The organism is Dyadobacter sp. BE31 (genome assembly GCF_031457695.1).
In the GTDB taxonomy this organism is placed as follows: Bacteria; Bacteroidota; Bacteroidia; order Cytophagales; family Spirosomataceae; genus Dyadobacter.
Map to the genome: position 1 here is coordinate 524,189 of NZ_JAVDXA010000006.1, position 14,961 is coordinate 539,149.

15 protein-coding genes are annotated in these 14,961 nt (G+C 50.3%); 12 read left to right on the plus strand and 3 right to left on the minus strand.

Annotated elements, in window-relative coordinates; translation table 11 throughout:
• Positions 1-83 precede the first annotated feature (83 nt).
• The 4 genes from J2Y43_RS27820 to J2Y43_RS27835 all read left to right on the plus strand — a co-directional run bounded on the left by J2Y43_RS27820 (position 84) and on the right by J2Y43_RS27835 (position 5,369).
• On the plus strand, positions 84-1,568 hold the full coding sequence (locus J2Y43_RS27820; RefSeq protein ID WP_309989097.1) for a TolC family protein: 1,485 nt from the start codon (positions 84-86) through the stop codon (positions 1,566-1,568).
• A gap of 49 nt (positions 1,569-1,617) precedes the next feature.
• Complete coding sequence (locus J2Y43_RS27825) at positions 1,618-3,051, plus strand: efflux RND transporter periplasmic adaptor subunit (RefSeq protein WP_309989094.1); 1,434 nt, start codon at positions 1,618-1,620, stop codon at positions 3,049-3,051.
• A 133-nt stretch (positions 3,052-3,184) separates the two neighbouring features.
• Positions 3,185-4,192, plus strand: a complete 1,008-nt coding sequence (locus tag J2Y43_RS27830; RefSeq protein WP_309989092.1) for an NAD(P)H-dependent glycerol-3-phosphate dehydrogenase — start codon at positions 3,185-3,187, stop codon at positions 4,190-4,192.
• 58 nt (positions 4,193-4,250) lie between these two features.
• Positions 4,251-5,369: a sialidase family protein gene (locus J2Y43_RS27835; RefSeq protein ID WP_309989088.1), complete on the plus strand. Its 1,119-nt coding sequence runs from the start codon at positions 4,251-4,253 to the stop codon at positions 5,367-5,369.
• Here the strand turns inward: J2Y43_RS27835 and J2Y43_RS27840 are convergent.
• Positions 5,366-6,523: a DEAD/DEAH box helicase gene (locus J2Y43_RS27840; RefSeq protein WP_309989084.1), complete on the minus strand. Its 1,158-nt coding sequence runs from the start codon at positions 6,521-6,523 to the stop codon at positions 5,366-5,368. The two genes, J2Y43_RS27835 and J2Y43_RS27840, sit on opposite strands and share 4 nt — an antisense overlap.
• 105 nt (positions 6,524-6,628) lie before the next feature.
• Between J2Y43_RS27840 and J2Y43_RS27845 the strand changes: the two genes are divergently transcribed.
• The 8 genes from J2Y43_RS27845 to fabF all read left to right on the plus strand — a co-directional run bounded on the left by J2Y43_RS27845 (position 6,629) and on the right by fabF (position 13,248).
• The gene (locus J2Y43_RS27845; RefSeq protein ID WP_309989081.1) at positions 6,629-8,221 is read left to right on the plus strand and encodes a serine hydrolase; all 1,593 of its coding nucleotides are present in this window, start codon (positions 6,629-6,631) and stop codon (positions 8,219-8,221) included.
• 61 nt (positions 8,222-8,282) lie between these two features.
• Complete coding sequence (locus J2Y43_RS27850; protein WP_309989079.1) at positions 8,283-8,480, plus strand: hypothetical protein; 198 nt, start codon at positions 8,283-8,285, stop codon at positions 8,478-8,480.
• Complete coding sequence (locus J2Y43_RS27855; RefSeq protein ID WP_309989077.1) at positions 8,477-8,737, plus strand: Txe/YoeB family addiction module toxin; 261 nt, start codon at positions 8,477-8,479, stop codon at positions 8,735-8,737. The genes J2Y43_RS27850 and J2Y43_RS27855 overlap by 4 nt, the downstream gene beginning before the upstream one ends.
• Before the next feature lie 71 nt (positions 8,738-8,808).
• Positions 8,809-9,363, plus strand: a complete 555-nt coding sequence (locus J2Y43_RS27860; RefSeq protein WP_309989075.1) for a DUF2911 domain-containing protein — start codon at positions 8,809-8,811, stop codon at positions 9,361-9,363.
• Positions 9,364-9,447: 84 nt separating this feature from the next.
• Positions 9,448-10,701: a sorbosone dehydrogenase family protein gene (locus J2Y43_RS27865; protein ID WP_309989072.1), complete on the plus strand. Its 1,254-nt coding sequence runs from the start codon at positions 9,448-9,450 to the stop codon at positions 10,699-10,701.
• Positions 10,702-10,916: 215 nt separating this feature from the next.
• Positions 10,917-11,678 (plus strand): SDR family NAD(P)-dependent oxidoreductase, encoded by a 762-nt coding sequence (locus tag J2Y43_RS27870; RefSeq protein ID WP_309989069.1) that lies wholly within the window; start codon positions 10,917-10,919, stop codon positions 11,676-11,678.
• 49 nt (positions 11,679-11,727) lie between these two features.
• On the plus strand, positions 11,728-11,961 hold the full coding sequence (locus J2Y43_RS27875) for a DUF2798 domain-containing protein (protein WP_106597063.1): 234 nt from the start codon (positions 11,728-11,730) through the stop codon (positions 11,959-11,961).
• Positions 11,962-11,997: 36 nt separating this feature from the next.
• Positions 11,998-13,248 (plus strand): beta-ketoacyl-ACP synthase II, encoded by a 1,251-nt coding sequence (fabF, locus tag J2Y43_RS27880; protein ID WP_309989065.1) that lies wholly within the window; start codon positions 11,998-12,000, stop codon positions 13,246-13,248.
• Positions 13,249-13,257: 9 nt separating this feature from the next.
• Here the strand turns inward: fabF and J2Y43_RS27885 are convergent, their stop codons facing one another.
• Together J2Y43_RS27885 and J2Y43_RS27890 are read right to left on the minus strand one after the other, a co-directional pair.
• On the minus strand, positions 13,258-14,055 hold the full coding sequence (locus J2Y43_RS27885; protein WP_309989062.1) for an HAD family hydrolase: 798 nt from the start codon (positions 14,053-14,055) through the stop codon (positions 13,258-13,260).
• A gap of 68 nt (positions 14,056-14,123) precedes the next feature.
• The gene (locus tag J2Y43_RS27890; RefSeq protein ID WP_309989060.1) at positions 14,124-14,831 is read right to left on the minus strand and encodes an outer membrane beta-barrel protein; all 708 of its coding nucleotides are present in this window, start codon (positions 14,829-14,831) and stop codon (positions 14,124-14,126) included.
• Positions 14,832-14,961 lie beyond the last annotated feature (130 nt).

Consider the following 14,961-nt stretch of genomic DNA (forward strand, 5'->3'; position numbering starts at 1 on the left):
ATGGAAATGCAACCGTCCGTACCAAATGGATGGTTGCATTTTGAGGTAAGCACTAATATTGATCATCTAACTCTAAACCGCTTATGTTTCATTCTTTACGCTATTCCGCACTGGTTTTGGCATTGTTTGGTGGAATGACAGTGTCGCAGGCACAGCAAAATGTAAGTCAGCCGGCCAACACGTATTCGCTGGAAGATTGCATCCGGATTGCCCTGGAAACCAACCCGCAGGTCAAGCAATCGGAAATTACGGTGCAAACTAATGGCAACACCTACGAGCAGTCGAAATGGCAGCGGTGGCCAAGTATCAGTTTCAGTGCCAGCCAGGGTTTCCGTTCGGGACGTAACATCGACCCCTTCACCAACCAGTTCGTTCAGCAGAACGTTAGCTCCAATAACTACCAGCTCGGCGGGCAGGTGACACTTTTCAGCGGTTTTCAGATCAGCAACAACATCAAATTCAATAATGCCAACTACCAGGCGAGCGCCAAAGACCTGGAAGCGACCCGCAATGATATTATGCTCAATGTAGCATTGTCGTATTTGCAGGTAGTGACCAACGAGGAGCTCATCATGGTAGCCCAGCGGCAGGTCGATGCATCCCAATTGCAGGTAGAACGTACCGCCAAACTTGTAGAAGCAGGTACGCTCGCGGAAAGTAATCTGCTCGACCTCAAATCACAACTGGCCAACGATGAACTTTCGCTCGTAAATGCCCAGAATAATCTCGAAAGCGCGAAGTTGAATTTGAAACAATATATGAACATGCCGGGCAGCGAGGTGATCAACGTCGTGAAGATACCGGTGAAAGACCCCACAATGCAGGCGTATGACGCGTCTATTCAGGAGATTTACGAAACCGCATTGAACAACCTGCCGCAAATGAAGGCTGCCAATATGCGGATTGAAGCTTCAAAAATTAACATTGATCTGGCAAGAGGCGCAGGTATGCCCACACTGACGTTGAATGGAGGTATTTATACGGCTTATTCCAGCGCGGCACCCAAGCAGCGGTTTGTCGGGGACGGAACGGGCAATACCACGATTGATGTCCCTTCGACGACCGATTATGTGATGATTGATAACAAGCAAGTGCCTATTATCCAGCGTGTGACAGCACCGAATGGTTCTATCCAGAACTTCCGTTATTTCAACCAGCTCGATTTTAACCGTAACTCGGCGATCAACCTGAACCTCTCGATCCCGATCTTCAATAATTTCCGGACGAAATACAATGTAGCTAACGCCAAATTGCAGCAAAAGACCTACGAATACCAGGCGCAACAGGTGCAGCTGACGATCCGCAAGAATGTGGAACAGGCTTATATCGATATGACGAATGCGGCCAAACGTTACTCCGCGACCGCAAACCAGGTACGTGCATTGCAGGAAACTTTCCGCGTAGCGCAGGTTCGTTTCGATGTAGGGGCAATCAACTCGGTGGAGTACAACATCGCGAAAGCCAATCTCGACAGAGCGAATGGCAACCTCGTCCAAACCAAGTATGACTACGTTTTCAGGACTAAAATCCTGGATTTCTATATGAACCGACCGCTCTCTGATTTCTAGAATTCCCGTACTATCAGCAATCTATCTTCAAAATTGTAATCAAAAAAATATGGCACGTAAATCTTCGAAACAGATCTGGTGGATAACGGGAGGTGTCGTGGTGCTACTCATCGGTGGTTTGTTTGGAGCCAAACAGGCCGGCTACATCGGCAAGCCCAAGACCACTGAGGTAGAATACGCGACCGTCAAAAAATCGGATATCATCGAACGGGTAAGCGCGTCGGGAAAAGTGCAGCCGGAGGTGGAAGTGAAGCTTAGCCCGGACGTTTCTGGTGAGATCATTGCATTGAATGTAGCGGAAGGCGATTCGGTGGTAAAAGGGCAATTGCTCCTGAAAATCCGCCCGGACAACTATGAATCGTTAATGGCCCGGGCGCAAGCCGCGGTCAATTCGAGCAAGGCCAACTATGAACAAACCAAGGCATTGGTAGCGCAGGCAGAGGCAAGACTTGTTCAGGCGAAGGCCAATTATGACCGGAACAAGAAGCTTTTTGCTGACAAAGTGATTTCTTCGGCGGATTTCGAAGGATTTGCGTCCAGCTATGGCGTGGCCCAGCAGGACGTGGAATCGGCGAAGGCGAATGTAGCGGCAGCGCTTTTCAATATCAAAAGTGCGGAAGCCAGCATGCGTGATGCGGCGGAAAACCTGCGCAAGACCAGCATTTTCGCGCCAGTGAGCGGTATCGTGTCGCTCTTGAATGTCGAAGCGGGCGAACGCGTGGTGGGCACTTCGCAAATGGCAGGTACCGAAATGATGCGCATCGCCAACCTCGCGGATATGGAAGTTCGTGTGAATGTCAATGAAAACGATATCGTACGGGTATCGATCGGCGATACTGCCGAGATCGACGTGGATGCTTACAGCTCATCGGGTCGTAAGTTCAAAGGGGTAGTGAAGGAAATCGCGAATACGGCAGCGGGCCTTGCATCGCTTTCGTCGTCGTCAACGGCTGCTGCAAGCACATCCGCTGACGCCGTAACGGAATTCCAGGTGAAAGTGAAAATTTTGAACGATTCATTTAAAGACCTGATGACCGCGCGTTCGAAAAAATCCTATCCTTTCAAACCCGGAATGACAGCATCGGTGGAAATCATTACCGAACGTAAAAATGGTGTGGTTTCGGTGCCTATCGCGGCGGTTACCACGCGGGGAGGCACCCCGCAGGTGATCCCGGGCTCAGGCGACGGGTCGAATAATAATGTGCAGCCAGCCGAGGAAGACGAGAAGAAACCCAAGAAGCAGGAAGTGATTAAGGAAGTGGTATTTATCGATGTGAATGGCAAGGCGGAAATGAAGGAAGTGAAGACGGGCATCAGCGATTTTGAGAACATCGAAATTCTTTCGGGCCTGAAACCGGGCGACAAGATTATCTCCGGACCATACATTGCAGTGTCCAAAAACCTCAATAACGGTGACCTGGTTGAAAAAAAGAAGGAAGATCCGAAAAAAGATGGGAAAAAATCAAATGAAAACCCGAACTGATGCGTTGTAAAAAAGTAATAAGTTCGATTTAGTTTAGGTTAAAAAGGAAAATCCTTGCGGCTTTGCTGCAAGGATTTTTTATTTTCAGCTATTTTGGCCCCATATTTCAGCCAAATTCTGACAATCCAGGCGGATGAGTTTTTTAAATCATACTAAAATTGCCGTGATAGGCGGGGGAAGCTGGGCGACTGCCCTGATTAAAATCCTTTGCGAACAAAATCACGTTCAGATCCGCTGGTGGCTCCGGAACCAGAAGGACATCGACCATATCCGGAAGTTCAATCATAACCCGAGCTATCTCAGCGATGTAGTCCTTTCACCCAAAAAGGTGAAGGTTTTCGAGAAGACAACCGACGCGGTGAAGGGAGCGGACTATATTATTCTGGCGGTTCCCGCCGCATTCATCCAGGAGTCTTTGCAGCACTTATCGGCGAAGCATTTGCAGGGTAAGCGCATCGTTTCGGCCATTAAAGGAATGGTCCCCGGCCAGAATGCCCTCGTTACCGATTGGGCGGCCGAAGCTTTTGGTATTGAAATGAAGGATACCTGCGTCATCGCCGGCCCGTGCCACGCAGAGGAAGTGGCACTGGAAAAGCAATCCTACCTGACCATAGCATCCACAGAATGCCCCGCCGCGGAAGATTTTGCCGAGTTGATGACCTGCCGTTACGTCACTGCCAACGCGCTGGACGATCTTTATGGCGTTGAATATGCCGCGGTGATGAAAAACATCATAGCACTCGCGTGCGGGATCACGCATGGGCTTGGGTATGGAGACAATTTTCAGGCGGTACTTGTGTCCAATGCGATGCAGGAAATTGGGAGCCTGGTTACTGCCCTCGACCCGCGCGAAAGGAACCTGAGCTCGTCCGCATACCTGGGCGATTTGCTGGTGACGGCCTATTCGCAGTTCAGCCGCAACCGGTTGTTCGGCAATATGATCGGGCGTGGGTACAGCGTGAAGGCCGCGCAGCTCGAAATGAAGATGATCGCGGAAGGTTATTATGCCACCAGGAGTATCCAGGAGCTCAACAAGACTTATCACGTTAATTTACCCATTACCAACGCGGTTTACAGCATTCTTTACGAAGAGCAGGCACCTGCGGCGGTTATGAACGAATTGAAGAAGTTGCTTAAATAATAGCCTTTTTTTGGTTCGGAAGGGTATTCTGCCAAACGTTTAACCTATCATTTAATCCATGCTACAATATAAAAAGCAATCTAAGTGGCTGGCGGCTACTTTGCTGCTGGGCTCCATTGTGATGACATCCTGCGGTTCGAAAAAGACGGAAACGGCAGAGGACAAGAAACTGGATTCGCTCGCGAACGACAAAGAGTTCGTTTTCGGCGATCAGCGCCCTTTTCCGCAATGCCACGCTTCCACGCTCGTGCGGCTCGATGACGGGCAGTTTCTCGTAGCATGGTTTGGCGGTACGGAAGAGAAGAACCCCGACGTGGGTATCTGGCTTTCAAAAGGTCGCCCCGGCCATTGGAGCGAGCCGATTGAAGTAGCCAAAATCCGCGAGGATGCGCATTGGAACCCGGTTTTGCAGAAAACTGCCGACGGGAAAGTGATTTTGTATTTCAAAGTAGGGAAGGAGATCGCACAATGGGAAACATGGGTGAAAACCTCTTCCGACAATGGTGGAACGTGGTCGGAAGCTTATGAACTCGTAAAGGGCGATAAAGGCGGCCGTGGGCCGGTGAAGGACAAGCTGATCGAGCTTTCGAATGGCGACTGGCTCGCTGGCGCTTCCAATGAAGTAAACCGTTGGGAGGTTTTTGTAGACCGCAGCACCGATAAGGGCAAAACCTGGACGGCGAGCCCGTATTTCAAGATCGATACGATGGAAATCAAAGGAAAGGGTGCGATCCAGCCTACATTGTGGGAATCGAAGCCGGGAGAGGTACATATGCTCGTGCGTACGACCGGCGGCGTGATCGGGCGCAGCGATTCGAAGGACAATGGCAAAACCTGGTCGACGATCAAAAAGACCTCATTGCCTAACCCAAACAGTGGTATTGACCTTGCCAAATTAGCCGACGGTACATTGGTACTCGCCTACAATCCCGATGACCACAATTGGGGCTCCCGCTCTCCGCTTTCGCTGATCCTTTCTTACGACGACGGCCAGAACTGGACCGACAAGATCGACATCGCAACCGGTAAGAAAGAAGACGAGTATTCCTATCCGGCTGTGATCAGCTGGGGCGATTCAGTGGCGGTTACTTACACCTATAACCGCCGTAAAATCGCATTCTGGACCGGCAGCAAGAAGGACATTGTAGACCTAGCCGCCAAGAAGAGTAGCATTTAATAACCCCGCAACTCGATGTCGTAAGACTCCATCATTTCAACACGCTTGCCCATCTTTTTCTGGATGATTTTGAAATGGTGGACGTCTTCGGGGCAGATCAGCGAAATGGCCTCGCCCGGATTCTCGGCCCGGCCCGTCCGGCCAATGCGGTGGACATAGTCTTTCGGAGACCTCGGTAGCTCGAAATTGATTACGTAAGGCAAAAACTGGATGTCGATCCCGCGCGACGCCAGATCGGTCGCCACGAGCACATTCAACTTTCCGGATTTAAACTTATTCAAAGCCTCGGTGCGCGCACCCTGGCTTTTTTTGCTATGCATGGCCATGGCGTCGATGCCGTTCTTTTTCAGCTTTTCCACGAGGTTATCCGCCGTCCGCGTGGCCGAAACGAACACCAATACCTGCTTCATTTGCTGTGATTTGATGATGTATCTCAGCAGTGGCCCCTTCCGGTCGGGATCTACAAAGTAGCCGGTTTGTTTTATCAGGTCAAGGTTCTGTTCCTCCTCTTCGATCTCGATGCGGAGCGGGTTTTTCAGCTGGTTTTTATTGATTTTATCTACTTCATCGCCCAGCGTAGCCGAGAAGAGAATGCTCTGGCGGTTTTTAGGTAATAGGAAGAAAATGTCCCGCATTTCATCCGCAAAGCCCATATTCAGCATTTTATCGGCCTCATCGAGCACCAGAACGCGTGTTTCCGATAGGCTGAGCGCTTTGTAGGAAATCAGTTCGAGCAGCCTTCCGGGTGTTGCAACGAGTATTTCCACATTTTGCATGGCGATCATTTGCGGGTTGATCGACACGCCGCCAAACACCGCCAGCGTTTTCACTTTCCGCGGAAGCCGCTCACCGAAAGTCTGGAAAACCGTCCCTATTTGCACTGCCAGCTCACGCGTGGGGACCAGTACCAATGCAGTAATGTGCCGGTTTTTCGCGGGTGGCAGTCTTTGAAATGATTCCAGAATCGGCAGCACAAAGCTCGCCGTTTTTCCCGAACCCGTTTTGGCGATGCCGAGGACGTCGTTTCCCTTCAAAATGGCTGGAATTGCGGCCTGCTGAATCGGATACGGTTGAGTATAATTCTGTTCAGCAATGGTTTTTAGTAATGGTTCGGACAATCCAAGCGATTGGAAGGAAGTTGCGTTCTCCGGCATGCGGTCATTTGTTTTGTGATTGATGCAAAGATAGCGCTCCCTGTGCAAATGCTACCTGTCGAACCATCCGCAAGAAACTTTCGATCACCAGCATTTATAACAACCATGTCATACAACCGCAGGGAATTCCTTCAAAAATTAGGTTTTGGCGCCCTTCAATTGGGTGTAATCAGTGCTATTCCGGCGTCGGCCTGGGCGGCGTCGCTCAGCTACGGACAGTTGCCGCGCAGCTCACCGGAAGCGCAGGGAATGTCGGCCAAAGGCATTCTGGACTTTGCCAATGCCGTCGAAACCGACCGCCTGAACCTGCATAGTCTGATGGTCCTGCGCCAGGGAAAGGTAGTCGCCGAAGGCTGGTGGGCACCTTATGCGCCGGATTTGAAACATACATTGTATTCGCTCAGCAAAAGCTTCACTTCCAGTGCTATTGGCTTTGCCGTTGCCGAAGGTAAGTTGAAAGTGGACGATAAAGTAATGTCGTTTTTCCCGGAAGACAAGCCCGCAACCGTGAGCGCCAACCTCGCGGCCATGCGTGTACGCGACCTACTCAGCATGTCGACAGGACATGACAAGGATACTACGGGCAAGCTCCGTGAATCGGGGAGCGACAATTGGGTGAAGTCGTTTTTGGCGCAACCCGTCGAGCATGAGCCGGGTACATTCTTTGTGTACAACAGCGGCGCTACCTACATGTTGTCGGCTATCATTCAGAAACTGACCGGCCAGACATTGCTCGAATACCTCAAACCGCGCCTCTTCCAACCGTTGGTGATCGAAGATGTGGATTGGGAGGTGGATCCGAAAGGCATTAATACCGGTGGTTGGGGGTTACGGGTGAAAACGGAGGATATTGCCAAGTTCGGGCAGCTGTATTTGCAAAAAGGAGAATATAATGGCAAGCGCATTCTGCCTGCCGCGTGGGTGGAGGAGGCGACACGCTCGCATATCATGTCCAAGGGCAGTAACCGCAAGCCCGAGGACGACGACTGGCAACAGGGGTATGGCTACCAGTTCTGGCGTTGCCGGAATGGCGCTTACCGCGGCGACGGCGCTTTCGGACAATACTGCATTGTAATGCCGAAAGAAGACATGGTAGTAGCCATTACCAGCGAAACCAGCGATATGCAGGCCATTCTGAACCATGTTTGGAACCATATCCTTCCTGCTGTAAAGGCCACCGGTGTTCCCGCTGACAAAGGTGTACAGTCAGAAATGCAGAAGAAACTCGGCTCACTCGCATTGCCGCTTACACCTGGAAAACCGGCGTCGGAGCTTGCGGCGAAAATGAACGGAAAGGCATTTAAGCTGGCGGATAATGAGTTGAAAATTAATAAAGTATCCTTCGAGTTCGATAAAGGCTGGTGCCTGTTCCGCGTAACCGACGATAAGGGTGAGCACTTGGTGGTAAATGGTTTGGGTAACTGGAAGATCGGCCTCACCGACTTATCGACCATGCCGCTCAAACTCGTTCTTACGCCGGTTCCTGGCGAAAAGAAGACCAAAATTGCCGCCAACGGCGCCTGGATCGACGACACGACCTTCGAAATGACCTGGCGCTTCATCGAAACCGCCCATTATGAAACCGTGCGGTGCAAGTTTGAAGGGGATAATCTGCAAGTTGAGTTTAAAAGAAGCCTCGCGATCATCGGAAATACCAAAGACCCGCGGCCGGTACTGAGTGGCAAGGCGATTGCGTAGAATAGCTGATTGTCAGTTCAGTTTTTTATTTTTGTGTAAGCTAATTTAAACACATCACACTATGAGATTAACGATCGATTGGAGCAAACTGAAATTGGCAATGGCTGGTAAAACCAAGGCGGGTAAAGTCAGGAAGGACAAGCAGGACACAACCGAATACCTGCTGAGTAGCAAGGAAAACAGGGAAAGGCTGCTTAGGGTAATAGCAGACCTAGAAAACGGAAAAAATATCCATGAGAGAGCGCTGATCGAAGAATGAAGCTCCTCTTCCACGATGAAGGGTGGGAAGACTATCTTCATTGGCAGCAGACAGACAAGAAAATCCTGAAAAGGATTAACGAATTGATAAAGGATTGCAAAAGATCTCCTTTTGATGGAATCGGAAAACCCGAGCCGTTGAAGGGAGATCTTTCCGGTTATTGGTCCCGCAGGATAGACGAGGAGCACCGTTTGGTATATTCGGTCACACCCGATGCGATCAAGATCTTGAAATGCAGATTTCATTATAAAAAGTGAATTTGACTAAATCTTCAAATCAAAACTTTTCCTAACATTAGCATTCAAATCTTTAACAAAAACCACAAAATATGAAAAAGAACATTTTCCTGGCCCTTTTGATGATGGTAATCGCATTCGGTGCGAACGCGCAGAAGTTCAGGGGGCTGGATAAGAGCCCGCGTGACATCGCATATTTCCCGGACCACTTTGCCCATGACCGCAAGGATGGCGAGAAAGCGTTGGTGAAGGTCTCGTACAGCCGCCCGTTTTTGAATGGCCGCGAAATTTTCGGTAAAAAAGAGCCGTACGGCAAAGTGTGGCGCCTGGGCGCGGATGAATCGACCGAAATCAAATTCTACGAAGACGCCACTTTTGGCGGCAAGAAGGTGAAGGCGGGTACCTATTCGTTGTTCGCGATACCCGGCGAGAAGGAGTGGACGATCATCATCAGCTCTGACGTCGATTACTGGGGTGCATTCAAGTACAAGGAAGCCAATGACGTGCTGCGCGTGACCGTGCCGGTAAAAAATGTGGACGTACCGATCGAGAATTTTTCAATTGTATTCGAAAAGGTATCCGACAAGCAGGCCAAGATGTACATGGGCTGGGAAAAGACCGTCGTAGAAGTACCTGTTTCGTTCTGAGCGCAGTTGGGTGGCATTATTATTGTAAAAGCTGGCCGGGAACGCAATGTTCCTGACCAGCTTTTTGCATTAATATTCATCAACATGAGGAAGTATCAAATGATCTGTCTCGCTGCTCTGGCATTTGCATGGGGTTGCAACAGTAAAAAGGAAAAGGAAGAGGCCGCACTAACTGGCCCCGATTCGGTGGTTACAGTGACCGACAGCCTCACATTGCCCGCGCCATTCGCGACGGAATCTGTGGAAAACCGTCCCGAAGAGGCTGGCTGGCCCGATGGCAAAACACCCGTAGCTCCCGAGGGTTTTGTGGTAACCAAATTTGCCGACAAATTCGATAGTCCACGCTGGACCTATATTGCACCCAATGGCGACATTTTCGTGGCCGAATCCGCTACGCGCAAAAGTGCCGACAGGATTACGCTCCTCCGCGATGTGAACAAGGACGGCACACCCGAAATGCGGGAGATTTTCCTTGAAAAACTCAACAAGCCGCTCGGGATGCTGGTGCTGAAAGGGTACTTCTACGTCGCTAACACCGACGGCCTCTACCGTTATCCCTACAAAGACGGTGAAACAAAAATCACTTCCAAAGGCCAGAAAATAGTGGATTTGCCCGCGGGAGGTTATAACAATCACTGGACACGGAACTTGCTGGCGAATGCAGATGGCAGCAAAATTTACATTTCCGTCGGCTCGGCGAGTAATGTGGCCGACCACGGCATCGATGAAGAGAAGCGGAGGGCGAATATCCTAGAAATCAATCCCGACGGCTCGGGCGAGCGTGTATATGCGAGCGGGTTGCGCAATCCCGTGGGAATGGGTTGGGCACCAGTTTCCAATGTGCTTTGGACGGCCGTGAATGAGCGTGATAAGCTGGGCGACGAACTCGTGCCCGATTACATTACCAGCGTGAAGGAAGGTGGATTTTACGGCTGGCCATACGCCTATTTCGGACCAAACGAAGACCCGCGCAGAAAAGGAGAGCGCCCCGACCTGGTTGCAAAGACGATTGTGCCGGATGTTCCCGTCGGTTCGCATACGGCATCGCTGGGGTTGGCATTCTACAACAAAACCAAGTTTCCTGCAAAATACCATAATGGTGCATTCGTAGGTCAGCACGGCTCCTGGAACCGCTCGACGCTTTCGGGCTATAAAGTGGTTTTTGTGCCATTTAAGGACGGGAAGCCGTCGGGGAAGCCTGAGGATTTTCTGACGGGTTTTGTCGAAAGCGAGAAGAAGGTGTACGGCCGACCGGTTGGTGTGACGGTGATGAACGATGGCTCATTGCTGGTGAACGACGACTCCGGTAATGTCATCTGGCGTGTAAGTGTGAAGTAAGAAATTATTGGCGATCGGAAATAGAATTGCGGCCTGGTGGACAACCAGGCCGTTTTTTGTAGATAGCTCAAAAGTTTTTATGATTTTTCTTGCAAAAATATACCGATCAGTATATTTTTGTCATGTGAATTTTGATTTACAAATAGCGCCGGGTAAATGCCGGTTTTAGTTTTCTCAAATAATATACCGAATGGTATATTTTAAACTCGAAAACAATGAAAACTATTGGAAATACAATCCTCATTACCGGCGGAAGTGCCGGTATCGGTCTCGAATTCGCCAAAGCGTTCGACGCAAAAGGCAATCATGTAATCATCACCGGTCGCAATGAAGAACGTCTGCAAAAAGCGGCAGCGCAACTGACCAATGTGACGCCCATCGTTTACGATGTGGTCGACAAGCAGGCTACCGACGAGCTTGTTGCGCGCCTTGAAAACGAATTCCCAGATTTGAATGTGGTGATTAATAATGCAGGAAAGGCCGCCTACTATCATCTGGACGGCGACCAGGACGCCGCAACACTGGCCGAAGAGGAGATTATCACCAATTACCTGGCCATTATCCGTCTGAATCAGAAGTTGCTGCCGCTCCTCAAAAAAGCGAATGAAGCTGCCATCGTGACCGTTTCCAGCATTGCAGGCCTGGTTCCTAACCATTTCCTGCCGACTTACGCCGCAAGTAAGGCTGCATTGCACTCGTATACTCAATCGCTGCGTATCGCACTGGGCAAATCCACGAATGTCAAAGTATTCGAAATCCTGCCTCCGTTGGTAGATACCGAGTTCTCTGCTGAAATCGGTGGTGCTACGAATGGCATCCCTGCGAAACAGGTAGCCGACGAACTCGTGGAAGCATTTGAAAACAATACCTACGAAATTCTCACAGGCCGTACTGCCGATGTTTTCAACCTCTTTTTGAGTAACCCCGCAGCCGCTTTGCAGGCCATGAACCCAGGCGTGGAGCTCCAAACAGCCTGACGGAGACCTTTCAAAAAGTAACCTTCAATAGACAAAAATCACAGCCGGTATGAGACAGAAAATCGCTTTTGCCATGATCATGGGGATCGTTACAACGGGGATAATTTCCTTTACTTTGATCTCTGTAAATATTGGATTTGTTGCCAATTTTTTGGTGATTTGGCTCAAATCTTGGAGCATGTCGTATCTGATCGTCATCCCGGCAATCCTGCTGATTGGCCCGAAGGTGCAGAAACTGGTCGACGACATCTTTAAAGATACACTGACTCAGGAAGTTGACTGAACTTTCCTGACGTCTTGGATCAAATAATCAAACTGTATGAAAAGAGTAGTAGTTACCGGCCTGGGGGTTATTTCTCCGCTGGGGAATTCTGTGGAAGAGTTCTGGCAAAATATTGTAGATGGTAAAAGCGGTGCTGCTACCATTACGAAAATGGATGTTTCCAAATTCAAAACACAGTTCGGTTGTGAAGTGAAGGACTTCCATCCCGAAGATTATATCGAGAAGAAGGAGATCAAGAAATACGACCTGCATACCCAGTACGCCATTGCGGCGTCGGATACGGCGATCAAGGACGCAGGGCTGGACTTTGCGAATATCGACCTGGAAGACCGCTACGATATGGGCGTGATCTGGGCGACCGGAAACGGTGGTATGGGCACATTCGAAGACCAGCTGCTGGAATTTCACGCATCCGGTGGTGTACCACGTTTCAGCCCCTTCTTTATTCCCAAAATGATCGTGGACATTGCGGCCGGCGTTATCTCGATCCGCCACAAATTGCACGGACCTAACTATTGTACCGTTTCGGCCTGTGCATCTTCGAACACGGCGTTGATCAGTGCATTCGATACCATTCGCATGGGGAAGGCCAAACTGATGGTTGCAGGCGGTTCCGAAGCTGCGATTATCTACTCCGCATTGGGTGGTTTCAGCGCGGCACAGGCACTTTCGAAAAGAAATGACGATCCTGCGACTGCTTCGAGACCGTTCGATAAAGACCGCGATGGTTTCGTAATGGGCGAAGGCGCGGCGGCATTGATCCTCGAAGACCTGGAATATGCCAAAGCGAGAGGGGCTAAAATATATGCCGAAATCGTCGGCGGCGGAATGGCCGCGGATGCTTACCACCTCACCGGAACACCTCCGGACGGCATGGGTGCGGCATTAGGCATGCGAAAAGCCCTTGCAGAAGCCGGCATCACGCCCGACAAGATCGACTACGTGAATGCGCACGCGACCTCTACCGGGCTGGGCGATATGAGCGAGCTGCAAGGCATGAAAACCGTGTTCGGCGACCATCCTGTGGCGATCAGCGCAACCAAGTCGATGACCGGCCACTTGCTGGGTGCGGCGGGAGCGCTGGAAAGTATCGTTAGTGTTTTGGCGGTGAAGAATGATATCATTCCGGGAACGATCAATACCGAGAATCTTGACGAGGCGATCCCCGAAGGCATGAATATCGTGCTGGGCAAGTCGCTGAACCAGACTGTGAATTACGCGCTGAACAACACCTTCGGTTTCGGGGGCCACACAGCGACTTCCATATTCAAAAAATACACGGAGTAGGGCATTGCCTTATTCCGTAATTTCCGAAAGGACTTCAACTACCCCGTTTTCATCGTTGCTTTTGGCGATGAAACGGGCTATTTTTTTAATATCCGGGTGCGCATTCGCCATTGCGTAGGAGTAATGTGCCTTTTCGAGCATTTCGAGGTCATTCAGGTAGTCTCCGAAAACCATCGTTTGCTCGGCGGTCACTTTGAATTTTTCCTGCAAAACCTCCATTGCGCGGCCTTTGTTCGCTTTTTTGTGCGAAATGTCGAGCCAGATCGGCCCTGAAACTTTCACTTGCAGGTCTTGCTCATATTTTTTGTAATGCGGGTAGCTGTTCACTTCGGAGCCGGCCAGGTCGCATAATGTGAATTTCAGAAACTGGTCGTCGGTGATTTCGAGCAGGTCATTTACGACCTCGTATCTTTCAAAATAGAGTTTGAGGTGGTTGATAAATTCCTCGTCGTCGTTCTCGACGTAAGCCTTTTTCTTCCCGCAGATGATCGGGTAGGTATTTTTGATCTTTCTTGAAATCAATATCAGCTCGCGGGTAATCTCCGGATCGATCGCCTGAATGTGGATTTCCTCGTCCTTGAAAACCACATAACTGCCATTCTCAGCAGCGAAGATGACTTCGTCCTTTACCGCATCGAGGGTTTTGGCGAGGTTGAAATACTGACGACCGCTGGCTGCAATGAAAATGATCCCGTGATCTTTGAGTTTTCTGAAAACAGGGAAAAACGATTCGTGGATTTCGTGTTTGGAGTTCAAAAGCGTACCGTCCATATCGGTAGCCACCAGCCGGATGTCGGAAAATGTCATACTTGATTAAATATTGCCTTACTAATCAAGCCAAATAAGCCGACTATGGTTCCTCTTTTACTGCTTTTTTAGAATATTCGGTACTGTACACCCACGCGCCAGACGCGCATATGGAGGTCGGTAGCGCCGCCTGCCCAGCCGTTGAGCCAATTCGTAGCCCCGTGTGCGTAACTGACAGCCAGCCCGAGCCTTTTACCGGCTATTTTTGCCTCTACCCTGGGGCGGAAATCGAGCCCGGGAGCGAGACCGTCGTGATCGGTGAATTGGTCTTCTTCAAATACCTCTTTTATAACCAGGCGACTGGAACTGCTCAGGCCGATCCCGAAATCGGCGCCTCCCCGAAGTGAGAGGTTGAGGTTGTCCGCCAATGGAAAATTATATCCGGCACTGGGAAAAATGTTGATGAAATGGTTCCGGGTGATATTGTAGCCGTTTTCAGTCTTGAAAATCATATCGTCTACCTGGTACGTCTCGACGTTGATCCGCGTGCGGAGGTTTTCGTAGCCGGCTTCCAGTCCAAGCAGGAAATGGTTTTTAAACTCATATTGCACCGCGAGGTTTCCGCCGTAGGTAATGGCAGGCACATTGCCCAGATAACTGGCCTCCCGAAGCGCGCAGCCACAGAATGGCCCTCCCGTGCCGGAGGTAGTGGTTTTTTCCGCGCTCGCGCCCGCAAAGCGTGAAATGCCGGAGTTGACGCCAACGGAAAATGTAGTTCGCTGGGCGAGGCCGATCTGGCAGATGAACAGGAAAGGAAGGATGGAGAGAATTTTCATGGACCTGGATTTTCAGAAGTGGAAACTGTCTGGTTGACACGATACGTCAACCAACGGTTGCATAGCCAAAAGGTTAAATTTCAATGGTAAATATCCGGCCGCGGCCGAAATGTACGAACCCGGCTGCATA